The sequence below is a fragment of the Pseudomonas sp. 1928-m genome, from assembly GCF_029269135.1.
Taxonomy (GTDB): Bacteria; Pseudomonadota; Gammaproteobacteria; order Pseudomonadales; family Pseudomonadaceae; genus Aquipseudomonas.
Genome location: NZ_JARIXO010000001.1, coordinates 930,381 through 954,496, shown reverse-complemented (window position 1 = coordinate 954,496; position 24,116 = coordinate 930,381). Strand labels below are relative to the sequence as shown.

Below are 24,116 nucleotides of genomic sequence, written 5' to 3'. Positions count from 1 at the left end.
TCGCGAGCCGCGCTTAGGGCAGGTTGTCACCGAAGGCCGTTTCGATATTGATGCCCAGGCTGATTACCCCCAGCAGCGTGCCCGTATCGGGGTCGTACAGCGGCGCCGAGACTTTGCTCTGAAAGCTCTGCGTCGAGCCGTCATATTCAATCGCGCCCACATGGACCTCACCGCTGGGCAGCAGCGCGGCACGCTGAAAGTCCACTTCATCGGCCTGCCAGTAATCGCTGGTGACTTCGCTAATGGCGACCAGTTGGCCGCTGGCATCGCTGATAAAAATCTCGTTGAACAGCGGCGAGTATTGTTTGGCGATACCGGCCAACAACTGCGACGGCCGCAGGTTGAGCGTGCGGCGGATCAGCGGCTTTTCCTCAAGGATGCGCTCGCGCCGCCATTGCCGGTCCAGCTCCTGGATACGCTCATGGCTGATCTCGCGCTTATGCGCCTCACGCAATGCGGCGAGCAGGTCCGCATGCAGCCCCCAGCGCGCCACATGCTGTGCGGCCAGTTGGTGTAGATAGGCCTGCTCGGCCTGGCTCAGCGCGGTGCTGGCCGGTGCGCAGTTTTCCACCTGGCGGTTGAAGGCCTTGAGAAAATCCGGATGCTCATCAACAAAGGTCTTGGAAAAATACACCCCCAGCGGTGAATAGCGGACAAAGCGCTGATGCAGCTTCTGCTTGTCCTGAATCTGCTGCAGGGTGCTGTGCATGGCGTTGCTGTCGGCCAGCAGCATATTGATGCGGCCATGGCGGAGCATTTCCACCAGCTGCTCCAGGCGCGGCACCTTCTGTTCCACCGGGATGCCGCGGGACTCCAGCCAGATCATGCTGTTGCTGCCCAGGACATTGCCGATCTTCAATTGCCTGTCCCAGATGGGCAGGTTGAGCAGGCTGGGGTCCAGCGCATACCAGTACCATTTCTCGATCAGCAGTGGCGCCGAGAGCACCGCATAGCCGTCTACCAGGCTATTGGGTGCCGAGCTGAAGAAGCCATCGGCGATCTGTCGGCTGACGTTGAGCCGGGCGCGCTGCAGTGAAGTCAGCTGAATCTGATAGGGCTGCTGCATGCGGTTAAAGATGCATTCGAGCACCGTGACCGACAGCCCGCCGAGCTGGCCATCGACCACCACTTGGTAGGGCTCTTCAAAACTGGTGTCGAGGCGCACCGGCACCGACGGTTGCGCGGCGGCGCAGACGCTGGCCAGCACCAGCAGCAGCCCCCAATGGCGCAGTCTGATCATTGCCCTCTCCTTGCGTGTGCGCCGTGGCGGATGCAAGGAGTCTAGGCCAGCTTGGCTAAGTCGCCGTGCGCCAGCTTGCGGCCGCTTTGAAAGTCATATGTGGATTGGCAGACCGCCAACCGCAGCCGACAATCAGCCCATGTCTATTGAGGATCGCGCCATGCTTGATGCCGAGCGCTGCTGGCAAGCCGTATGCGAACGTGATGCCGCGCAGGATGGCCGCTTTGTATTTGCCGTGCGCAGCACCGGTATCTATTGCCGGCCCAGCTGCCCGGCGCGACGCCCCCGGCGCGAGAACGTCAGTTTCCATGTCGATGCTGACGCTGCTACCGCCGCTGGCTTTCGCCCATGCAAACGCTGCTCACCGCACGGGCAGAGCCCGGCCGAACAACTGGATACGCTGGTGGTGGCGGCCTGTGAGCTGCTCGATAACAGTGAACAACCGCTGACCCTCGCTCAGCTGGCCGCGCGCATTGGCCTGTCCGCCTCGCACCTGGCACGGGCCTTCAAGGCGCGCACCGGGCTGACGCCGAAAGCCTGGAGCGAGGCGCACCGCCGCGCACGGCTGGAACAACAGTTACCGGCGGCAGGCAGCGTGCTGGATGCCGCACTGAGCGCCGGCTACTCCGGCACCCGCGCGCTGTATCAGCAGCCGGCGTCCCTGAGCCCGGCGCAACGGCGCAAACAGGCCGCCGGCGAACGGCTGCGCTACAGCATCGCGCCCTGCACGCTCGGCCACTTGTTGCTGGCCAGCAGTGCCAAGGGTATCTGCGCCCTGCTGTTTGGTGACGACCCGGCTGCGCTGTTAAGTGAACTGCAGCAGCGCTTTGCTGCCGCCGAACTGCAGGTGGATAACCCGGGCTTGGGCGATAGCTTGCGCCAGGTGCTGGCGCAGATCAGCGAACCGCAGCGCGCCGCCCAGCTGCCGCTGGATATTCGCGGCACGGCGTTTCAGCAACAGGTGTGGCGCGCCCTGCAGCAGATCCCGCCTGGGCAGACGCGTAACTACGCCGAACTGGCCGCGCAACTGGGCAGCCATCCACGCGCCATCGCCCGCGCCTGCGCCAGCAACCCGCTGGGCCTGCTGGTGCCCTGCCACCGGGTAATCGCCAGCAACGGCAGCCTCAGCGGTTACCGCTGGGGCCTGGCGCGCAAGGCGGCGCTGCTGAAGGGCGAAGCCGATACCCAGGCGTAATAGCCGCGTAGGTTGGGTTGAGGAGCAACGCGACGAAGCCCAACAAACCAACCAACGCCTGTTGGGCTTCGCTGCGCTCAACACCAACCTACTTGCTCGAATGCTGAGATAAAAAAAGAGCGGCTCCACCTGCGTGGGCCGCTCCAAATCACGGAGTTGCATACATCAGTACCCGCACAGCGTGCGGATACGGCTGTTTGATTACTTTTCCAGGATTGCAGTCACACCTTGACCGCCGGCCGCGCAAATCGAGATCAGCCCGCGGCCTTCCTGCGCCACCGATAGCAACTTGGCCAGGTTGGCGACGATGCGCCCGCCAGTGGCCGCAAAGGGGTGGCCGGCAGCCAGGGAGCTGCCCTTGACGTTCATTTTGCTGCGGTCGATGGAACCCAGCGGCGCATCCAGGCCCAGGCGGGTTTTGCAGTAGTCGGCGTCTTCCCAAGCCTTGAGGGTGCAGAGCACCTGCGCGGCGAAGGCCTCGTGAATTTCGTAGTAGTCGAAGTCCTGCAGGCTCAGCTTGTTGCGCGCCAGCAGGCGCGGCACCGCGTAGGCCGGGGCCATCAGCAAGCCTTCCTTGCCGCCGACAAAGTCCACCGCTGCCGCTTCGCCATCCTTCCAGTAAGCCAAAATCGGCAGACCACGGGCCTTGGCCCAGTCCTCGCTGGCCAGCAGCACCAGGGAGGCGCCATCGGTCAGCGGCGTCGAGTTGGCGGCGGTCATGGTGCCGCGCGGGCTGCGCTCGAAGCAGGGTTTGAGGGTGGCGAGTTTTTCCAGGCTGATGTCGGCGCGCAGGTTCTGGTCGCGGGTCAGACCACGGAACGGCGTCAGCAGATCGTCGTGCCAGCCTTCGGCGTAGGCGGCGGCGAGTTTCTGGTGGCTGGCCACGGCCAGTTGGTCCTGCTCGTCACGCGGAATGGCCCAGGTTTGCGCCATCAGCTCGCAGTGTTCGCCCATCGACAGCCCGGTACGCGGCTCGCCGTTGCGCGGAATGGCCGGGGCCAGATGGCGCGGGCGAATCTGCAGCAGGCTCTTGATCTTCTCGCCAGTGCTCTTGCCACGGTTGGCTTGCAGAAGAATCTTGCGCAGCCCTTCGTTGACCCCGATTGGCGCGTCCGAGGTGGTGTCGACGCCGCCGGCGATGCCGCACTCGATCTGCCCGAGGGCGATCTTGTTGGCCACCAACAGCGCTGCTTCCAGGCCGGTGCCGCAGGCCTGCTGCAGATCATAGGCCGGGGTTTCCGGAGCAAGACGCGAGCCCAGCACGCACTCACGGGTCAGGTTGAAGTCACGCGAATGCTTGAGCACTGCGCCAGCCACCACTTCGCCAAGGCGTTCGCCGTGCAGGTTGAAACGCTCGACCAGGCCATCCAGCGCACTGATCAGCATCTCCTGGTTGCTCGCAGTGGCATAAACGGTATTGGAGCGGGCGAACGGAATGCGGTTACCACCAACGATGGCGACGCGGCGCGGCTGGGTCATGGATGACTCCTGAACAAGGAATTGATCTGAGAATCTGTTCAAAGTCTCGCGAGCTAGAGTCCTGCAAGGCAAAAACAGGCGAGGAAGCGGAGTGTACTTTTGTACATGAGCATTCCGAGCCTGTTTTTAACGCCGCAGGGCCGACGCGCAGCAGACTTTTAATGAATGGCGCACAGGCTAACCTGTCGCAGCAGCGTGGCATTGGCCGCCTTGCCAGTGCAGCAGGCGATGCGGTCAATTGCGCATTTCTGCTGCCTGCGTAGAGTGGGCGCACTTTTGATCTGTGTGCAGGAGCTGCCCCATGTCCGACCGTTATCTCGCCTTTGCCAACTCCACGTCCGGTCGCCGTCTGGTAAGCGCGCTTGGTTTGCCGGCGCCGTTGCTGCTGGAGCGCTGGATGGCCGGACGCAGCCGGCCGGTGGACGGCGCCCTGCTGATTGGCGGCGAAGGCAGCCTGGCCAGCGCCGTACTGCCCTTTGCCAACAAGCTGACTGATGCCCTGTTCGCCGCCCGCGAAGGCCAGTTCGAGCTGCCGCGCTGGACCGCCGAGCACGGCCCCAAGCTCAAGGCGCTGGTGTTTGACGCCAGCGGGCTGACCCGCTTCGAGCAGCTGATCGAGCTGCGCGACTTCTTCCAGCCGGCCTTCAAGGGCCTGGATAAATGCCCGCGCGTGGTAATCCTCGGCCGCGCCCCGGAATCATTGAAAGACCCGATTGCCGCCAGCGTGCAGCGCTCGCTGGAAGGCTTTAGCCGTTCCCTGGGCAAGGAAATCCGCCGTGGCGGTAACGTACAGCTGATCTACGTCGGCAAAGGCGGCGAGGCGCAGCTGGAAGGCGTACTGCGCTTCTTCCTCTCGCCGAAAAGCGCTTACGTGTCAGGCCAGGTGCTGCGCCTGAATTCCTGTGGCGAACAGGTCAAGGACTGGACCCGCCCACTGGCCGGCAAGAAGGCTCTGGTTACTGGGGCCTCGCGCGGCATCGGCGCGGCCATTGCCGAGACCCTGGCCCGCGATGGCGCCGAGGTGGTGCTGCTGGACGTGCCACCGGCCAAGGAAGCATTGGATGCCCTGGCTGCGCGCTTGGGCGGGCGCGGCCTGGCCCTGGATATCTGCGCCAGCGATGCCGCCGCACAGCTTATTGAGGCGCTGCCGGACGGCATTGATATCGTCGTGCACAACGCCGGCATCACCCGCGACAAGACCCTGGCGAAGATGAGTGACGAGTTCTGGAACTCGGTGATCAACGTCAACCTGAATGCCCCGCAGGTGCTGACCCAGGCCCTGCTGGACGCAGGCAAGCTGCACGACAACGGCCGCGTAGTGCTGATCGCCTCGATCAGCGGTATCGCCGGCAATATGGGCCAGACCAACTACGCGGTGAGCAAGGCCGGGGTAATCGGCCTGGCCCAGGCCTGGGCGCCGACGCTGGCCAAGCGCGGCATCAGCATCAACGCGGTGGCGCCCGGCTTTATCGAAACCCAGATGACCGCTGCGATCCCGTTGACCATCCGCGAAGCCGGCCGCCGCATGAACTCCATGGGCCAGGGCGGCCTGCCGCAGGACGTCGCCGAAGCCGTAGCCTGGTTTGCTCAGCCCGGCTCAGGCGCGGCTACCGCGCAGGTGCTGCGCGTCTGCGGGCAGAGCCTGCTCGGGGCTTAATCAGCGTCAGCAGATAGCAAAAGGCCCCGCAGTGCGGGGCCTTTTGCTATTCCAAGGTAGCCCGGATGCAATCCGGGACGCTGTATTGCCGTCAAAACCTTTCCCGGATTACATCCGGGCTACGGGCACAACGCCTGACCGATCAAGACGACAAATAAGACGAACGGGTCAACCCCAAACGCAGCGCATCGAGGAACTGGGTGCGTTCGCGCGGGCTGATCTTGGCGCTGGCGACCTTGTCGCGGTAGTGGTTCATCAACTCCTCCGGCGACAGGTGCACGTAGCGCAGCATGTCCTCAATGGTGTCGTGGGTCTCGATACCGGCGTGGTACACGCTGCCGTCGGCGTTCTGGTAGATATTCACCGAGTCGGTGTCGCCGAACAGGTTGTGCATATCGCCCAAGATTTCTTGATAGGCACCGACCAGGAAGATACCCAGCAAGTAGTCCTCACCCTCGCGCACTTCGTGCACCGGCAGGCTGGTCTCGATGCTCTGCTCGTCGACGTATTGGCGGATCTTGCCGTCGGAGTCGCAGGTCAGGTCCTGCAGCACGGCGCGGCGCAGCGGCTCTTCGTCGAGACGGTTGAGCGGCAGAATCGGCAGCACCTGGCCGATGGCCCAGGTGTCCGGCAGGCTCTGGAACACCGAGAAGTTGCAGATGTACTTGTCGGCCAGCTTGTCGTTGAGCTCATCCAGCACCTGACGGTGCGAACGCTGACGGGCTTTCAGCGAATTGTGCAGGCGGCGGCACACGGCGAAGTAGCACTGCTCGGCCAGGGCTTTTTCGGTCAGGCTGAGTTTGCCATCAGCATACTGAGTGGCCACATCGCTCATATAGTGGGTGGCGCGCCAGTAGGTCTCGGTGACCATTTCGATATCGGTCGGACCGAGCAGCTCGACCAGGTAACGCACGGTTTCCGGCAGGCTGGTGACGTCTTCGATCTTGGGGATCTCGTCGTTGTGTTTTTCCACATCGGTAACCTGCACCACCAGCATGGCATGGTGCGCGGTCAGCGAGCGGCCGCTTTCCGAGAAGATATGCGGATGCGGCAGTTCCTGGGCATCGCAGAACTCTTTGAGCATACCGACCACGACACCGGCGTAGTCGTCCATGTCGTAGTTGATCGAGCTGGCATTGCGCGAGTGGGTGCCGTCGTAATCCACACCCAGGCCGCCGCCGACGTCGATATGGTCGACCGGCAGGCCCAACCCACGCAGCTCGCCGTAATAGCGGATGGCTTCCTTGAAGCCGTGCTGGTAGTCGGACAGGTTGGCGATCTGCGAGCCCATATGGAAGTGCAGCAGGCGGATGCCCTGGTCCAGCTTGGCCGCGCGGAAGCGCTCGACCACAGATAGCAGCTGCGCCGCCGACAAGCCGAACTTGGACTTCTCACCGCCGGTGTCAGCCCACTTGCTTGATGCCAGAGACGACAGACGCACGCGTAGGCCGATCTGCGGCGCGACCTTGAGCTCGGCCGCTTCGTCGATCACCAGCTGCACTTCGGACTCTTTCTCGATCACGATAAACACGTTGTGACCGAGCTTCTGCCCCATCAGGGCCAGCTTGATAAATTCGCGGTCTTTGTAGCCGTTGCAGACGATGGTGCCGCCCTTCGGCGCCAACGCCAACACCGCCATCAGCTCCGGCTTGGAGCCAGCTTCCAGGCCGATGGAGACGTTCTGCGTGGCGATGATGTTTTCCACCACCGCTTCCTGCTGGTTGACCTTGATCGGATACAGCGCGGTGTACGGGCTCTGGTATTCCAGGCGCGCGATATTCGCGTCAAAGGCGCCGGTCAGCTGGCGTACGCGGTCTTGCAGGATGTCCGGAAAGCGCACCAGCAGCGGCAGCGACAGGCCGCTGGAACGCAGCTCATCAATCTGCTCGTAGAGGTCAATCGGCGTGCTTTGCGGACCATTCGGGCGCACCTCGACACGGCCCTTGTCATTGATCGCGAAATAACCCGCGCCCCAATGGCGAATGCCATAGACGCTGCGGCTGTCCGCTACGGTCCACTGGCTGCCGTCATCTTTACGTGTGCGTCGTGCAGACATCGATGTCTCCCTTGCTGGCGATAGTGGCCTTGGCACAGCCAAGACCCGTACAGATTAAAGTCTGGAAATGACGATTACTCAGCTGTGACCGGTGGCCCGCTGAGTAAGTTTAGAAAAGACGGGATCAGCCGCCGGACTTCTTGGCTTTAAAACCATGCTTGATCAGCTCGGCAATCAGCAGCTCGACGTGGTCGCCCTGAATCTCGATCACCCCATCCTTGAGCGAACCACCGCAGCCGCAGCGTTTCTTCAAGGCGCTGACCAGATCCTTGAGCGGCTCTTCGGCCAATGGCACACCGCTGATGGTGGTCACCGTCTTGCCGCCGCGACCTTTGGTCTCACGGCGCACGCGGGCGATGCCATCACCTTCGGGGATCAGGGTCTGTTTGCAGATGCAGGCGTCCACCGGCTGGCTGCAGTCCGGGCAATGCCGGCCGCTGTCGGTGGAATACACCAGGCCGCTGAGCGCGGCAAATGAGGAAGCTTTCTTGACCACCGGTTTGTCCTCGAAGGGGTCAGGATAGCGACTGGTCGACACCTGTTTGGCGTGTCGACCGCAAAGCCCCACTCTGGCAGGGGCAGCGCACCCTGGCGATACACGGCCAGGGCTTGAAGGCGGCGCAGTGTAACGGCAAAAAACGCAGCTGCTAAGTGTAAAAATGCGCCATTAATCGGCGGATTAGCGACGTTGTTCAGGATGCCGCACAAAACGCCTGCATATCCTGCACAAAGCCAGGGCTGACGCGGGGTTTGGCCGTTATTGAGGGCCTAGCGAGTGGCTGCCAGATAGCGCTGCAAGGCGGCCAACGAGTCGGGGCAATAGGGCAGGTGCTGAGTCTCGGCCAGTGCTTCGTCGATGGAGATAAAGCGCGCTTCCAACACCTCCTCCGGCTGCAAGCGCAGCGGCGCATCGGACACCGCCGAATAGGCCATGCACCACAGGCGGCTTTCTGGTGCGTCGTAGAGGAAATGCGCATGCTCAACCAACTGCGCATCCTCTATGCCCAATTCTTCAGCCAGCTCGCGCGCCGCGGACTCGGCATAGCTCTCGCCTTCCAGCACCATGCCGCCGGCCGCCACATCCCAGTAACCGGGATACAGCGCCTTGCTCAGGGTGCGGCGGTGCACACAGAGCAGACCGGCGCTGTTGAACAGCAGAATATAGGTGCCGCGCCCAAGCAGATGCCGCGCGCGCAGCTCGCTGCGCAACACACCGCCGAGCAGACGATCTTCCTCGTCGACCCAGGCGATGCGCTCAGCATCGGAGGCGGCGCGGTGCGCCACCTCGGCTTCGGACCAGGCCACCGCTTAACCCTGCGACAGCAGTTGGCGCAGGTCGATCAGCCCGGCATTGGCGCGCGAGATGTAGTTGGCCATCACCAGCGAGTGGTTGGCCAGCAGGCCATAACCGCTGCCGTTGAGGATCATCGGGCTCCACAGCGGCTCCTGCGCGGCCTCCAGCTCACGAATGATCTGGCGCACGCTGACAGTGGCGTTCTTCTTCGCCAGCACATCGGCGAAATCCACCTCGATGGCGCGCAGCAAATGGGCCAGCGCCCAGGCCTGGCCACGGGCTTCATAGAACACGTTGTCGATCTGCAGCCATGGCGTCTCGTAGTTCACGCCTTCGATAAAGTCGACCTGGGCCACGCTCTCGGCCAGCGCGGGGTCGACCACTGCAGTATTCAAGCGCACCTGGCCAACACTCGCCGACAGGCGCTGCGACAGTGAACCCAGGCGCGTGGCGGCATCGCCCAGCCAGTTGTTCAGGTTATCGGCGCGGGTATAGAACTGCGCATTGGACTGACTCGGATCGGCAAGACGAGCCAGGTAGCGATCCAAGGACTTGATGCCTTCGGCGTATTCGGCCTCGGAGGCCGGCAGCGCCCAGCTTTTGTTGTCGAAGTGAAAGCGCGGCTCAGCTTTAGCCAAGTCAGGGTCTTCAGTGGATTGCGACTGCGAGCGGGTGAAGTCCTTGCGCAGCGCGCGGGACATGTCACGCACCTGCACCAGCACGCCAAACTCCCAGCTCGGCATATTGTCGAGCCACAGGCCCGGCGGCGCGAGGTCGTTGGACAGGTAACCGCCCGGTTTGTCGAGCAAGGTGTTGGCCACTTGCTTGAGGGTTTCCGCAGTGGTGTAACCATTCACCAGCTTGTGTCCGCGCGCCTGGGAAGCCGCCTCGGCGCGCTGCTGCACGGAGAATTGCGCCGGTTCCTGACTCCAGTACCAACCGACCACCAGCGCCACAACCAAGTAAAGCCCGAGCAGACCAGCAGCCGTACGGACGGCCAGGCTTCCCGTCGATTTACTCTGTGAGGCGGTGGCGGCACCTGCCGCGCTATCACGCGTTTCGGCAGTTCGATTCTTCCAATCCAGCATGGCAATGTCCTTTTGTTACCCAAGTAGCAAGCTCGCGACCGGACTGCACAACCCGGTGACTGTTGGTTCGACCACAACCCTCAAGCAGGGTTGCGCAACTGCCTTGCACTATAAGGGAAGCGCGACCGACTGCGCAGCGGCGAACGGCAAACTTAGCGCCGGTTAAGCCGATTACGTATCTGTGATGCCATAGACAGAAGGCCGACGCCAATAGATCGACGGCACTCGCAATATTTCAAACGAGTGTTAGCATTGCTAGCACTAAGCCATCATCCGCAGCCCTGCGCTGCGCCAATCGAAACCGGGCCATGATCGAGCAAGAAGACCCCAGCCGCGACCGCCTCAAGCAGCACTTCGCCCAGCGCGTGATCAATCAGGCGCGCCAGGTATTGGAAGTCTGGCAGCGCCTGCAGCGCAGTGAGTGGAACGAAGCCGGCATGGGTGAACTGCGCGAGGCAACGGAATTGCTACAGCGCTATGCCGAGCGCTTCGATCAGGCCGAGCACAGCCAGCTGGCCCAGGAAATCGACAGCTGCCTGCAACTGGTGGCCGACAACCGTGGCCGCCTCAATAGCGAACTGATCAGCCAGCTCAACCAACTGCTGCAGCGCCTGTCACGCACCGGCCTGCGCCACGGCGACCGTTTTGAGCAAACCGTGCTGCCGCCGCTGCGCAAACCGGTGTACCTGGCGCTGCAGCATCTGGAGCGCGCCGAACAGCTGGTGCAGCGCCTGGAATTCTTCGGCATGAACGCCATTGCTCTGGACAGCGCCAATGCGTTTCGCAACGCCATGCGCGAGCGCCACCCGGCGGCGATTCTGATGGAAGTCGACTTCTCCGGCCCAGGTTGCGGCCTGCTCCTGGCGAAAAGTGTGCAGGAAGGCCTGGAGCACCAGATTCCGCTGCTGTTCTTCAGCCCTGAAGACACCGACACCATGACCCGCCTGTCAGCCGTGCGCGCCGGTGGCCAGGAGTTCTTCACCGGTAGCCTGGATGCCTCGAACCTGTTCGAGCGCATCGAAGTGCTGACCAACGTCTCGCAGTACGAGCCTTACAAGGTGCTGATCATTGACGATTCGCGGGCCCAGGCCACGCACACCGAGCGCGTGCTCAACAGCGCCGGCATCGTCACCCGCACCCTGATCGAGCCGATCCAGGCCATGAGCCATCTGGCCGATTTTCAGCCGGACCTGATCATCCTCGACATGTACATGCCAGAGTGCAACGGCCCGGAACTGGCCCAGGTGATCCGCCACAATGACCGCTATGTCAGCGTGCCGATTATCTACCTGTCCGCCGAAGACGACCTGGACAAGCAGCTCGACGCCATGAGCGAAGGCGGTGACGACTTCCTCACCAAACCGATCAAGCCACGTCATCTGATCGCCACCGTGCGCAACCGCGCTGCCCGCGCGCGCAGCCTCAAGGCGCGCATGGTGCGTGACAGCCTGACCGGGCTGTACAACCACACCCACACCCTGCAATTGCTCGAAGACGCACGCTTTCGCGCCGAGCGCGACGGCCAGCCGCTGAGCTTTGCGATGATCGACATCGACTTCTTCAAGAAGGTCAACGACACCTACGGCCACCCCATGGGCGACCGGGTGATCAAGAGCCTGGCGCTGTTTCTCAAGCAGCGCCTGCGCAAGAGCGACCATATCGGCCGTTACGGCGGTGAAGAGTTTGCCGTGGTGATGCCCGACACCGACGCCGAGTCGGCGCGCCGAGTGCTCGACGAAATCCGCCAGCGTTTCGCCGAAATCCAATATTCGGCGCAGCCCCATGACCTGTCCTGCACCTTCAGCTGCGGCATCGCCCAACTGGCGCCGCAACTGGACGGCAAACTGCTCTCGCAACAGGCCGACCAGGCCCTGTATGTGGCCAAGCACGGCGGGCGCAACCAGGTGGCGATCTACCAGGGCGAGTGAGGCTCGCCCTGGTGCACTTGAGCCATCGCCACTGCCAACCATTCGGCAGAAAACTGTGACGCAGTCGGCGCAGTCATATTACGGTCACGAAAAAGCAATAAATTCTGAGGCTTAGCTGCCGCCCTGACGCATCCGTCGGCGGCCGGAACCGTTCGTAGTCGGTCGAGCCTTATGCGCCTTAAATCCCTTACCAACCTCAATACCCTGCTGCTGGTCACCGTTTGCGTGGCCCTGGCCGTTACCCTCTGGTGGTCGCAACGCGCCCTGGAACGCCCTTATCTGCTGATGGCGCGCTATCTGAGCCTGTCCCAGCAATTCCAGGGCGAAGCCGCGCAGAACATCAGCGCCTATTTGGAAAGCGGCGACGCCCTGCGCCACAGCGCCGCCCTGCAATCGCTGGACAGCCTCGAACAGGCCATGGCTGAACTGCCCACGCAATTGGCGGCCAACCTGCGCCCCAGCCTCGCCGAACTCAAAGCCTTTAGCGCCAACGAGCTACTGGCCGCTGGCAAACTATCGGGTGACCCGCAGGGTCTGCTTTTGCAGGCCGAACGGGAAATAGATGGCACCCTTGAGCAACTCGCGCAGTACGCCGACAGCGGCGCCGCCGACAACTATCGCCGCCCACTGCTTATCGCGGCGCGCCACCTCACCCGCCTGGCCCATGCCCGCGACAAGCTGGTGCGCAGCGGCCGTAGTGAGCTGGCCAGCGAGGTTGAGCGCGAACTGGCAGCCCTGAGCAAACAGGCGCAGGCGCTTGGCGATTTGCCGCTGCTCGGCGTAGCCGACGCCAGCCAGTCGTCCAGCGACTCGTTTGCCGACCTGCTGGGGCTGGATGCCAGCAGCGAGAGCAGCCAGGCCGAAGACCGTGGCATTGCCCTCAAACGCGACCTGGCCAACCTGATCAGCCGCTACCCGGCCGAGCTGCAACGCACCCGCAGCCTGATCGAACAACGCAGCACCCTGGCCAACAGCACGCGCACGCAGATCAATCAGGTGCAGCAGGCGCTGGCCGCGCTGGAACCCTTGGTGCGCGCCGAACACGGGCGTATCCAGGGCGAAGTGCAGCTGATCCTCGGTCTGATGATCGGCCTGATTCTGTTGATCGCGTTGATCATCGACACTATCCAGCGCCGCCTCACCCGTGTGCTTGAGCGCCTGGTACCAGCCCTGTCGGCATGGGCCGCCGGCGACTTCGCCAGTGACATCCACCTCAACTCACGCACCCGCGAACTGCGCGATATCGAAGAGTCGCTAAACCGCCTGCGCGCCTATCTGGTCGATCTGGTCGGCACCATTCGCCGGCATGCCGAACAGGTGGTTGGCTCCAGCCGCACCCTGGCCGACCTTAGCGGCGGCCTGCACAGCGGCGCCGAACGCCAGGCCGGCGACACTGCGCAGATTCGCGATGCCCTCGGCGAGTTGCAATCGACTATTCAGCAAGTGGCCGGCGACGCCAGCCAGGCCGCAGACGCCAGCCGCGATGCCAACCGCGCCCTGGAACAGGGCCAGCAAGTGATCGGCCACAGCCTGACCGGCCTGCACTCGCTGGTTGATGAAGTGCAGGGCAACGCCCAGGCCATCGAGCGCCTGGCTGAAGAAACCGCGACCATTGGCAATGTGCTGACGGTGATTCGCGGCATCGCCGAGCAAACCAACCTGCTCGCCCTGAATGCCGCCATCGAAGCAGCGCGGGCCGGCGAGATGGGCCGTGGCTTTGCCGTGGTCGCCGATGAAGTGCGCTCGCTGTCGCAACGCACCAGCGGCGCCACCGCACAGATTCAGGAACTGATCGGCCGCCTGCAACAGGCCGCACTGCAATCGGTACAGGCCATGCGCACTCAGGTCGAGCACGCCGAAACCACCGCCAGCCAGGCCGAGGCCGCCGATGGCGCGCTGGATGAAATCGTCGCGGCAATCCGCACCATCGCCAGCATGGCCGAGCGCATCGCCGATGCCACCGCGCAGCAGAGCGGCGCGGTCAGCGAGATTCGCGGGCATAGCGAGCGCATCCATCAACTTGGCGGCGACAACCTGCAGCGCATCGGCGAGGGCCGCAACCAGGGCGAACAGCTGCTGCAACTCGGCGGTCAACTGCATACCGCCGTGCAGGCGTTCAGGGTTTAACCGGCGGTGGGCGCGGCAATCTGTCGCGCACCATCCAGCCCGTAGACAAGACCGCTTACAGCCTGAGCCGTGCCCTGAGCCGCCGGCCTCCGCTATGATGCGGCGATTCCCGCATCATGAGCCTGCCATGCACCGTCTACTCAGCCTGCTTCTGCTTCTGGTCGTACTGCCGGCCAGCGCCGGCCTGCTCGATAAGCCGCCCGCCCCTGCGCAATTCGGCGCGCCGCTGAACAACAGCGCGGACTTCCTGCCGGTACGCGAGGCGTTCAAGCTGAGCCTGATCAGCAGCTCCAGCGAGTCTGTGAAGCTGCGTTTTGTCGTTGCTGAGGGTTATTACCTCTATAAGCACCGCTTTGGTTTCACCAGCAGCAGCGAGGGTGTCAGCCTAGGACAGCCGCTACTTCCTCCAGGAAAGGCCAAGCACGACGAGTACTTCGGCGATGTCGAGGTGTATTACGAGGTGCTGGATGTCGAGGTGCCGGTCAACAACCCGTTTAACCACCCTTTTAGCCTGCACGTCAGCTATCAGGGCTGTGCAGACAAAGGTCTGTGCTATCCGCCGGAAACCGAAATTCTGGCAATTGGCGATAAACCGACGAGGTGGAACTGGACCGACCTGGCGCTGTTCTTCCTTGGCGGCCTGGCACTGACCTTCACCCCGTGCGTGCTGCCGATGCTGCCGATCCTCACCGGCGTGGTGTTGCGCGGCCAACCCGGCGGCATGCGCAGCCTAGTGCTGTCGCTGGCCTACGTGCTGCCGATGGCCCTCAGCTTTGCCATCCTCGGCGCGCTGATGGGCCTTTTCGGTGCAGAACTCAACCTGCAGGCACGCCTGCAATCGCCCTGGGTGCTGGTGCCGTTCGCGATCTTCTTCGCCCTGTTCGGCGCAGCCAGCCTGGGCTTTCTCGAGCTGCGCCTGCCGGCAGCAATCGACGGCCGATTACAGCGCCTGAGCCAACGTCTGCACGGCGGCACGATTTTTAGTGCAGCGGCGCTTGGCGTACTGTCCAGCGTACTGGTTTCACCCTGTGTATCCGCACCATTGGCCGGCGCGCTGCTGTATATCAGCGCCAGCGGCGACGCCCTCGGCGGCGGCCTTAAGTTGCTGGCCCTGGGCCTCGGCATGGGCGCGCCGCTGGTGCTGTTTGCCGTCGGTGGCGGTGCTCTGCTGCCGAAATCCGGCCCCTGGATGCTCACGGTGCGCAATCTGTTCGGCGCATTGCTGATGGCCGTGGCGATCTGGCTGCTTGAGCGCGTCGTACCCGGCCCAGTCAGCCTGGCGCTCTGGGGCCTGCTGGCCGCCGGCATCGCATTGTGGCTCGGGGCGCTGGAACTCACGCCGAAAACCCATCACCAGAAACTCGCGCAACTGCTCGGCCTGCCCCTGCTTGTCTACGCCTTGGTGGCCTGGGTCGGCGCACTGCAAGGCCAGGATGACCCGCTACGACCGCTTGGCCGCATGGTCAGCAGCGCCGAAGCCACTCAGGTACAAGCTGGCCAATGGCAAACTATCAGCACCCCCGCCGAACTGGATGCCGCCTTGCTTGCCGCACAGAACAACGGCAAGCCGCTGCTGCTCGACTGGTACGCCGACTGGTGCATCAGCTGCAAGGTGATCGAGCGTGAAGTGCTCAACGCCCCAGAAGTCGGCCGCCAGCTCGGCGACTACCAACTGGTGCGCTTCGACATCACCGAAAGCAACCCCGCCCAGCGCGCCCTGCTCGACCGCTACCAGCTGTTCGGCCCGCCGGCCATTCTGCTATTCGACGCCAAGGGTGACGAATGGCTGGATCTGCGTGTCGTAGGTGAGGTGGATGCGGCGACCTTTGCTGCGCGCCTGAGCACGGCGCGGGAACGTTTTTAACACCCCGAGTCATATATTTGCCGCAATCTGCGGTCATCGTGTCGACTATTGCTGAGAACTGGACAGCCCTGCGCTGTCGCGGCATAGTCCTGCCCAGTAGAAAAACAAGGATTAAGGATCATGGCGACCTTATTGGTACTGCACGGCCCCAACCTCAACTTGCTCGGCACCCGCGAGCCAGGGGTTTACGGCGCCGTCACCCTGGAGCAGATCAACCTCGACCTGGAGCGCCGCGCGCGTGAGGCAGGCCACCATCTGCTGTACCTGCAGAGCAATGCCGAGTACGAGATGATTGACCGTATTCACGCCGCAAAAGGCGAAGGTGTCGACTTTATCCTGATCAATCCTGCCGCTTTTACTCACACCAGCGTCGCATTACGTGACGCATTGCTGGCGGTGAGCATCCCATTCATCGAAGTGCATTTGTCCAACGTGCACAAACGCGAAGCTTTCCGCCATCACTCCTACTTTTCAGATGTCGCGGTGGGAGTGATCTGCGGCCTTGGCGCCAGCGGTTATCGACTGGCCCTGGAGGCTGCACTCGAACAACTTGAACTTAAGCGCCCCTGACCTCACCGGGAGTTGAACCACTATGGATATTCGTAAAGTCAAAAAACTGATCGAGCTGCTGGAAGAATCCGGTATCGACGAGCTGGAGATTCGCGAAGGCGAAGAGTCCGTGCGGATCAGCCGTCACAGCAAGCAGCCGGCCTTTATGCAACAGCCGATGTACGCTCAGGCGCCTGCGCCTGCAGCTGCTCCGGTTGCTGCAGCACCGGTCGCCACTGAAGCAGCAGCCCCGGCTGCCGCCAAGCTGAATGGCACCGTGGTGCGCTCGCCGATGGTCGGCACCTTCTACCGCGCATCCGGCCCAACGTCAGCCAACTTCGTAGAAGTCGGCCAGAGCGTGAAGAAAGGCGACATTCTCTGCATCGTTGAAGCGATGAAGATGATGAACCACATCGAGGCCGAAACCAGCGGCGTGATCGAATCCATCCTGGGCGAGAACGGTCAGCCGGTGGAATACGACCAGCCTCTGTTCACCATCGTTTGATCCACGGAGAGCCAGCGATGTTGGAAAAAGTTCTGATCGCCAACCGCGGCGAGATCGCCCTGCGCGTCTTGCGCGCCTGTAAAGAGCTCGGCATCAAAACCGTCGCGGTGCACTCCACCGCTGACCGCGAACTGATGCACCTGGGCCTGGCCGACGAGTCGGTGTGCATCGGCCCAGCCTCTGGCGCGCTGTCCTATTTGAATATTCCGGCGATCATCAGCGCAGCTGAAGTCACCGGCGCCACGGCTATCCACCCTGGCTACGGCTTCCTGGCGGAAAACGCTGATTTCGCCGAACAGGTGGAAAACTCCGGCTTCGCCTTTATCGGCCCGAAAGCCGAGACCATTCGCCTGATGGGCGACAAGGTGTCGGCCAAGGACGCCATGAAGCGCGCCGGCGTACCGGTGGTTCCTGGCTCTGACGGCCCACTGCCGGAAGACGAGGAAACTGCCCTGCAGATTGCTCGCGAAGTCGGTTACCCGGTGATCATCAAGGCCGCTGGCGGCGGTGGTGGTCGCGGCATGCGCGTGGTGTACAAGGAAGAAGACCTGATCAAATCGGCCAAGCTGACCCGCAGCGAAGCCGGCTCGGTGTTCGGCAACCCGATGGTCTATTTGGAGAAATTCCTCGGCAACCCACGCCATGTGGAAGTCCAGGTACTCTCCGACGGCCAGGGCAACGCCATCCACCTGGGTGACCGTGACTGCTCGCTGCAGCGCCGCCACCAGAAGGTACTGGAAGAAGCGCCGGCTCCGGGCATCGATGAAAAAGCCCGCGCCGAAGTGCTGCAACGCTGCGTCGATGCCTGCATCGAGATCGGTTATCGCGGCGCCGGCACCTTCGAGTTCCTCTACGAAGATGGGCATTTCTACTTTATCGAGATGAACACCCGCGTACAGGTTGAGCATCCGGTTTCGGAAATGGTCACCGGCATCGACATCGTCAAGGAGATGCTCAGCATCGCCGCCGGCAACAAGCTGTCGTTCAAGCAGAGTGACGTGGTGATTCGCGGCCACTCGCTGGAATGCCGGATCAACGCCGAAGACCCGGACAACTTCATGCCCTGCCCCGGCAAGGTCAAGCACTTCCACGCGCCAGGCGGTAACGGCGTACGGATGGACTCGCACCTGTACAGCGGCTACACCGTACCACCGCACTACGACTCGCTGATCGGCAAGATCATCACCTACGGCGCCACCCGCGACGAGGCCATGGCCCGCATGCGCAACGCCCTGGACGAGATCGTGGTCGACGGCATCAAGACCAACGTGCCCCTGCACCGCGATCTGGTCCGTGACAAAGGCTTCTGCAAAGGCGGCGTGAATATCCATTATCTGGAAAAGAAACTGGGTATGGATAAGCACTAAACCGCAATGACCTGCTGCGCGTCGGCGATACTGCGTCAAAAACAGCCTCGGAATGCTCATTTACAGACGTAAACTCCGCTTCCTCGGCTGTTTTTTCCTTGTCTCGCTCTAGCTCGCGAGGTCATTCTTCAAATTTTCGACAAGGGCTGCCATTCGGCGGCCCTTGTCGTTTCCGGCCTGCCGGCGGTGGCAGGCAACCCCAGGCATCAAGTAAGCTGCGCGCCAATTTGCGCCATCCCGCCACAACGCTCACGAGGTTTGCCATGCCCTGGTTACAAGTCCGTCTCGCCATCACCCCAGAGCAGGCGGAAACCTACGAAGATGCGTTACTGGAAGTCGGCGCCGTATCGGTGACCTTTATGGATGCCGAAGACCAGCCAATTTTCGAGCCGGACCTGGGCACCACACCGCTGTGGTCGCACACCCACCTGCTCGCCCTGTTCGAAGCCGATACCGACGCCAATGCAGTGTTCGCGCACCTGCAGCTGCTGACTGGCACTGAGCTGCCCGAGCATCAGGCCGAAGTGATCGCCGATCAGGACTGGGAGCGCAGCTGGATGGACGGTTTCCAGCCGATGCGTTTCGGCCAGCGCCTGTGGATCGTGCCGAGCTGGCACGCCGCACCGGAGCCAGATGCGGTCAATCTGCTGCTAGACCCGGGCCTGGCCTTCGGCACCGGCACCCACCCGACCACCGCACTGTGCCTGGAATGGCTAGACGGTCAGCACCTGCAGGATTGCAGCGTGATCGACTTCGGTTGCGGCTCGGGCATCCTGGCAATTGCCGCCCTGCTGCTCGGCGCACCGCAAGCAGTCGGCACCGACATCGACATCCAGGCCATCGAGGCCTCGCGCGATAACGCCGGACGCAACAACATCGACCCGGCGCGCTTCCCGCTCTACCTGCCAGACGACATGCCGCAACAGCCAGCCGACGTGGTGGTCGCCAATATCCTCGCCGGCCCCCTGGTGGCGCTGGCGCCGCAGATCACCAGCCTGGTCAAGCCCGGCGGGCGCCTGGCGCTGTCGGGCATCCTTGCCGAGCAGGCCGAAGAGGTGCGCGCCGCTTATAACGACGCCTTTATCCTCGACCCGACCGCCGATAAAGACGGCTGGGTGCGTATTAGCGGCGTACGCCGCTAACTGCCCCAGCGCGCGCAGCTGCTGCATTGCCAAGCACTTGCGTTAGACTAGCCGCCTCGTTTAGCCGGATCGCCGCATGACCCAGAGCTTCGTCACCCAGTGCCCCCATTGCCGCACCAGCTTTCGCGTGAACCTTACGCAGCTGGGTGCCGCCCATGGTGCCGTGCGCTGCGGAGCCTGCCTGCATGTGTTCAATGCCGCGCAACAGCTGCGTGAACAGGGCCAGCAACTGCCCGGCCCAGCGACGCCAGTAGCTGCGCCAACGCCAACAGCGACTCCACAGCCGAGCAAACCACCCGTGCCGCCCGCGCCACGCCCGGTTATGCCCAGCGCCGCCCCCGCAACACCGGCGGCGCCCGCCAGCAGCAAAGCTAGCGACACGCTGTGGATTCATGACGACCTGGACCTCGACAGCCTTGATCTGGATGAAGAGCTGGCCAAGCTCGAAGCCCAGGAGCAGCAGCTGTCCAAGCAGTTTCTGGCGATTGATAGCGCACCGAAATACAGCGAAAGCTTTCTGACCCCTGAACCGATAGAGCACGACCCGCACGACGAGCGCTGGGCCGAAGCCCTGCTGCAGGATGAGCTGAACAAGCCAGCCGCCAGCCTGAGCGCCAAACCTCAGCCGCTGCCACCACCTGCTCGGCCGACTCCGCCGCCGGCACCCGCAGTGCCAGCACCGATCAGCGAGCCCGATGACGAGCCGCCGCTCGGCCTCAACGCCCTTGACCGCCGCCACCCTGAGCCGGAAATCGAGCACATTGAGCTGCATGCCGAGCGCGAGCCCTTTGGCGCACTGGCAGACAGTCCGGTTGATGACGAACCCGCCGTAGCGGCGCCGAAGAAGGCCGCGCGCAGCGAGCCCGAACTGCGTGACGAGCACCTGTTCGAGTTGGATGACGAGCCGTTGCAACTGGACTGGCAACAGCCGAAGAAACCCTGGGGCCGCTGGATTGGCTGGGGCCTGCTGAATTTTCTCGGTGCTGCCGCGCTTGCCGGGCAGTACGTGATGTATCACTTCAATGAATTGGCCCGCCAGGATCAGTACCGCCCCTGGTTCGAGCAACTGTGCCCGGCGGTCGGCTGCCAGCTGCCATCCAAGGTCGATATTACCCAGGTCAAGAGCAGCAACCTGGTGGTGCGCAGCCACCCGGAATTCAGCGGCGCGCTGGTGGTTGACGCCATCCTCTACAACCGCGCGGCGTTCTCGCAACCCTTCCCGCTGCTGGAAATGCGCTTTGCCGACATCAACGGCCAACTGCTCGCCAGCCGCCGTTTCAAGCCCAGCGAATACCTCGCTGGCGAGCTGGCCGGCAACGCGGAAATGCCGCCGCAGACGCCTATTCACATCTCCCTGGACATCCTCGACCCAGGCACCCAGGCGGTGAACTACAGCCTGAGCTTCCACTCGCCGGAATAGGCTGCACGCAGCGGATTGCTTGAGAATCCGCCGCAACCAAACCCTTCGCGATAAGCCCAGAGCTGTTCAGAATTTGTTCAAAACAGCCTTTCTCCGGTCATCCAGAGCGGGTATCATGCCCACCCTTTTTCGCACTCTCCTATTTGTTCAACAGCAGGTCTCTTGAGCAGGGAAGCCCTATGTCGGCGCTACGCATCGGCCCCTATACATTGCCAAATTCGCTGATCCTCGCCCCGATGGCGGGCGTCACTGACCAGCCGTTTCGCCAGCTGTGCAAGCGTATGGGTGCGGGTCTGGTGGTGTCGGAAATGGTCACCAGCGATGTGCGCCTGTGGAACACCCGCAAGTCGAGCCTGCGCATGATCCACAGCGGTGATCCCGAGCCACGCTCGGTACAGATCGCCGGTGGTGATCCCGAGATGCTCGCCGAAGCGGCGCGGCGCAACGTGGAAATGGGCGCGCAGATCATCGACATCAACATGGGCTGCCCGGCCAAGAAGGTCTGCAACAAGGCCGCCGGCTCTGCCCTGTTGAAAGACGAAATATTAGTTCGCGAGATTCTTCAGGCCGTGGTCGCCGCCGTGGATGTGCCGGTGACCCTGAAGATCCGCACCGGCTGGGATCGCGCCAACAAGAACGGCATTGCCGTGGCGAAGATCGCTGAAGACAGCGGCATTGTCGCGCTGGCCGTGCACGGCCGCACCCGCGCCGACCTGTATATGGGCGAAGCCGAGTACGACACCATTGCCGCGATCAAGCAGGCGGTGTCGATTCCGGTGCTGGCCAATGGCGATATCGATTCGCCGCAGAAGGCCAAGGCCGTATTGGCCGCCACCGGCGCCGATGGCCTGCTGATCGGCCGCGCGGCTCAGGGCCGGCCGTGGATATTCCGTGAGATCGAGCATTACCTGCGTACCGGTGAACAACTCCCGGCACCCAGCCTGCTCGAAGTGGAACGCATTCTGCTTGAACATCTGGCTGCACTGCACGCCTTCTACGGCGATGTAATGGGCGTACGGATTGCCCGCAAGCATGTCAGTTGGTATCTCGCAACCTTGCCGGGCGCCAGGGAGTTCCGCGCCCAATTCAATCGTCTGGACAGTACGGACGCGCAGTGCACCAACGTTCGCGAGTTTTTCAGCGAACGTCATAACAATGGAGAAGGGGTGGCCGCATGACGATGTTGACTGAGACCTTAGAGAGTGGAATGGCTCCCGTGAGTGACAACAGCAGTTTGAAGCAGCATCTCAATACGCCAAGCGAAGAGGGGCAAACCCTGCGCGGCAGCGTTGAGAAAGCCCTGCACAATTATTTCGCCCATCTTGAGGGCGCCGACGTCAGTGACGTGTACAACCTGGTGCTCACCGAAGTGGAAGCGCCACTGCTGGAAACCGTGATGAACTACGTCAAGGGCAACCAGACCAAGGCCTCCGAGCTGCTCGGCCTGAATCGCGGCACCCTGCGCAAGAAGCTCAAGCAATACGACCTGCTGTAACCCCGAACTCCCGAAAAGGGCGGCCCACATGAGCCGCCTTTTTTGCTGATAACGCCTTTGCCAATACTTCTGCTCTGATGGATTCTGAAATGACCGACCAGACCACCCGCCTCCCCGTTCGCCGTGCCTTGATCAGTGTTTCCGACAAGACCGGCATCCTCGAGTTTGCCCGCGAGCTCGTCGCCCTGAATGTGGAAATCCTCTCCACCGGCGGCACTTACAAGCTGCTCAAGGACAACGGCATCGCTGCTGTGGAAGTGGCCGACTACACCGGCTTCCCGGAAATGATGGACGGTCGCGTCAAGACCTTGCACCCGAAGATCCACGGCGGCATCCTCGGCCGTCGCGCCATCGACGGCGCGGTAATGGACGAGCACGGCATCAAGCCAATCGACCTGGTCGCGGTCAATCTCTACCCCTTCGCCGCCACCGTGGCCAAGCCAGGTTGTGACCTGGCCGACGCCATCGAAAACATCGACATCGGCGGCCCGACCATGGTCCGTTCTGCGGCGAAGAACCACAAAGACGTGGCCATCGTGGTCAACGCTGGCGACTACGCCGGCATCCTTGAGTCGCTGAAAGCCGGTGGCCTGAGCTACGCCCAGCGCTTCGACCTGGCGCTGAAAGCGTTCGAGCACACCGCTGCCTACGACGGCATGATCGCCAACTACCTGGGCACCATCGAGCAGAGCCGCGACACCCTCAGCACCGAAGAGCGCGGCGCCTTCCCGCGCACCTTCAACAGCCAGTTCATCAAGGCCCAGGAAATGCGCTACGGCGAGAACCCGCACCAGAGCGCGGCGTTCTACGTAGAAGCGCAAAAGGGTGAAGCCAGCGTCGCCACTGCCATCCAGCTGCAGGGCAAAGAGCTGTCGTTCAACAACGTGGCCGATACCGACGCGGCGCTGGAGTGCGTGAAGAGCTTCGTCAAGCCGGCCTGCGTGATCGTCAAGCACGCCAACCCGTGCGGCGTGGCCGTGGCCCTGGACAGCGAAGGCGGCATCCGCCAGGCCTATGAGCTGGCCTACGCCACCGACACCGAATCGGCCTTCGGCGGCATCATCGCCTTCAACCGTGAACTGGACGGCGCCACCGCCCAGGCCATCGTCGAGCGCCAGTTCGTCGAAGTGATCATTGCGCCGAAAATCAGCGCCGAAGCCCGCGCCATCGTCGCCGCCAAAGCCAACGTGCGCCTGCTGGAATGCGGCGAGTGGCCAGCCGAGCGCAGCGCCGGCTGGGACTTCAAGCGCGTCAATGGCGGCCTGCTGGTGCAAAGCCGCGACATCGGCATGATCAAGGCAGAAGACCTGAAAATCGTCACCCAGCGCGCCCCGAGCGAGCAGGAAATCCACGACCTGATCTTCGCCTGGAAAGTGGCCAAGTTCGTTAAATCCAACGCCATCGTCTATGCCAAGGGCCGCCAGACCATCGGTGTCGGCGCCGGCCAGATGAGCCGCGTCAACTCCGCGCGCATCGCCGCGATCAAGGCTGAGCACGCCGGCCTGCAGGTTGCCGGCTCGGTGATGGCCTCCGACGCCTTCTTCCCGTTCCGCGACGGCCTGGACAACGCTGCCGCCAATGGCATTACCGCCGTGATTCAGCCGGGTGGCTCGATGCGCGATGCGGAAGTGATTGCCGCCGCCGACGAAGCGAGCATCGCCATGGTATTTACCGGTATGCGTCATTTCCGTCATTGATTTGATGGGTATC

Annotated in this window: 19 protein-coding genes; 13 read left to right on the top strand and 6 right to left on the bottom strand. The window is 62.8% G+C overall.

Annotated elements, in window-relative coordinates:
* Positions 1-13: 13 nt before the first annotated feature.
* Positions 14-1,240 carry a PDC sensor domain-containing protein gene (locus P3C18_RS04200; RefSeq protein WP_275960610.1) on the bottom strand — a complete coding sequence of 409 codons (1,227 nt, stop codon included), beginning with the start codon at positions 1,238-1,240 and terminating at the stop codon, positions 14-16.
* A 160-nt stretch (positions 1,241-1,400) separates the two neighbouring features.
* Here P3C18_RS04200 and ada point away from each other — a divergent pair, with 160 nt between their 5' ends.
* The gene (ada, locus tag P3C18_RS04195; RefSeq protein ID WP_275961579.1) at positions 1,401-2,435 is read left to right on the top strand and encodes a bifunctional DNA-binding transcriptional regulator/O6-methylguanine-DNA methyltransferase Ada; all 1,035 of its coding nucleotides are present in this window, start codon (positions 1,401-1,403) and stop codon (positions 2,433-2,435) included.
* Positions 2,436-2,636: 201 nt separating this feature from the next.
* On the opposite strand, the gene P3C18_RS04190 is transcribed toward ada, so the two are convergent.
* The gene (locus tag P3C18_RS04190; RefSeq protein WP_275960609.1) at positions 2,637-3,914 is read right to left on the bottom strand and encodes an acetyl-CoA C-acetyltransferase; all 1,278 of its coding nucleotides are present in this window, start codon (positions 3,912-3,914) and stop codon (positions 2,637-2,639) included.
* A gap of 301 nt (positions 3,915-4,215) precedes the next feature.
* Between P3C18_RS04190 and P3C18_RS04185 the strand changes: the two genes are divergently transcribed.
* On the top strand, positions 4,216-5,571 hold the full coding sequence (locus P3C18_RS04185; protein WP_275960608.1) for a 3-oxoacyl-ACP reductase: 1,356 nt from the start codon (positions 4,216-4,218) through the stop codon (positions 5,569-5,571).
* A gap of 142 nt (positions 5,572-5,713) precedes the next feature.
* On the opposite strand, the gene speA is transcribed toward P3C18_RS04185, so the two are convergent.
* The 4 genes from speA to P3C18_RS04165 form a co-directional block, all read right to left on the bottom strand.
* Positions 5,714-7,627 (bottom strand): arginine decarboxylase, encoded by a 1,914-nt coding sequence (gene speA, locus P3C18_RS04180; protein ID WP_170049405.1) that lies wholly within the window; start codon positions 7,625-7,627, stop codon positions 5,714-5,716.
* Positions 7,628-7,751: 124 nt separating this feature from the next.
* On the bottom strand, positions 7,752-8,123 hold the full coding sequence (locus P3C18_RS04175; protein WP_275961578.1) for a translation initiation factor Sui1: 372 nt from the start codon (positions 8,121-8,123) through the stop codon (positions 7,752-7,754).
* A 272-nt stretch (positions 8,124-8,395) separates the two neighbouring features.
* Positions 8,396-8,932, bottom strand: a complete 537-nt coding sequence (locus P3C18_RS04170; RefSeq protein ID WP_275960606.1) for an NUDIX hydrolase — start codon at positions 8,930-8,932, stop codon at positions 8,396-8,398.
* A 3-nt stretch (positions 8,933-8,935) separates the two neighbouring features.
* Positions 8,936-10,009: a DUF2333 family protein gene (locus tag P3C18_RS04165; RefSeq protein ID WP_275960605.1), complete on the bottom strand. Its 1,074-nt coding sequence runs from the start codon at positions 10,007-10,009 to the stop codon at positions 8,936-8,938.
* A gap of 308 nt (positions 10,010-10,317) precedes the next feature.
* On the opposite strand from P3C18_RS04165, the gene P3C18_RS04160 reads away from it, so the two are divergent.
* From P3C18_RS04160 to purH, 11 genes are all read left to right on the top strand, one after another.
* Entirely contained in the window at positions 10,318-11,937 is a 1,620-nt protein-coding gene (locus P3C18_RS04160; RefSeq protein ID WP_275960604.1) for a PleD family two-component system response regulator, read from the top strand.
* 171 nt (positions 11,938-12,108) lie between these two features.
* Positions 12,109-14,064 carry a methyl-accepting chemotaxis protein gene (locus P3C18_RS04155; protein WP_275960603.1) on the top strand — a complete coding sequence of 652 codons (1,956 nt, stop codon included), beginning with the start codon at positions 12,109-12,111 and terminating at the stop codon, positions 14,062-14,064.
* Positions 14,065-14,191: 127 nt separating this feature from the next.
* Positions 14,192-15,928 (top strand): protein-disulfide reductase DsbD, encoded by a 1,737-nt coding sequence (gene dsbD / locus P3C18_RS04150; RefSeq protein ID WP_275960602.1) that lies wholly within the window; start codon positions 14,192-14,194, stop codon positions 15,926-15,928.
* 120 nt (positions 15,929-16,048) lie between these two features.
* Positions 16,049-16,498, top strand: a complete 450-nt coding sequence (gene aroQ, locus P3C18_RS04145) for a type II 3-dehydroquinate dehydratase (protein WP_275960601.1) — start codon at positions 16,049-16,051, stop codon at positions 16,496-16,498.
* Between the two features lie 22 nt (positions 16,499-16,520).
* Entirely contained in the window at positions 16,521-16,982 is a 462-nt protein-coding gene (accB, locus tag P3C18_RS04140; protein ID WP_275960600.1) for an acetyl-CoA carboxylase biotin carboxyl carrier protein, read from the top strand.
* Positions 16,983-16,999: 17 nt separating this feature from the next.
* Positions 17,000-18,349 carry an acetyl-CoA carboxylase biotin carboxylase subunit gene (gene accC, locus P3C18_RS04135; protein WP_275960599.1) on the top strand — a complete coding sequence of 450 codons (1,350 nt, stop codon included), beginning with the start codon at positions 17,000-17,002 and terminating at the stop codon, positions 18,347-18,349.
* 263 nt (positions 18,350-18,612) lie between these two features.
* Entirely contained in the window at positions 18,613-19,491 is an 879-nt protein-coding gene (prmA, locus tag P3C18_RS04130; protein WP_275960598.1) for a 50S ribosomal protein L11 methyltransferase, read from the top strand.
* Between the two features lie 76 nt (positions 19,492-19,567).
* Positions 19,568-20,911 (top strand): DUF3426 domain-containing protein, encoded by a 1,344-nt coding sequence (locus P3C18_RS04125; RefSeq protein WP_275960597.1) that lies wholly within the window; start codon positions 19,568-19,570, stop codon positions 20,909-20,911.
* Positions 20,912-21,090: 179 nt separating this feature from the next.
* Positions 21,091-22,089 carry a tRNA dihydrouridine synthase DusB gene (dusB, locus tag P3C18_RS04120; protein WP_275960596.1) on the top strand — a complete coding sequence of 333 codons (999 nt, stop codon included), beginning with the start codon at positions 21,091-21,093 and terminating at the stop codon, positions 22,087-22,089.
* Complete coding sequence (gene fis, locus P3C18_RS04115; protein WP_160013071.1) at positions 22,086-22,406, top strand: DNA-binding transcriptional regulator Fis; 321 nt, start codon at positions 22,086-22,088, stop codon at positions 22,404-22,406. Before dusB ends, fis begins: the two co-directional genes overlap by 4 nt.
* An 89-nt stretch (positions 22,407-22,495) precedes the next feature.
* Complete coding sequence (purH, locus tag P3C18_RS04110; protein ID WP_275960595.1) at positions 22,496-24,103, top strand: bifunctional phosphoribosylaminoimidazolecarboxamide formyltransferase/IMP cyclohydrolase; 1,608 nt, start codon at positions 22,496-22,498, stop codon at positions 24,101-24,103.
* The last annotated feature ends 13 nt before the right edge of the window (positions 24,104-24,116 follow it).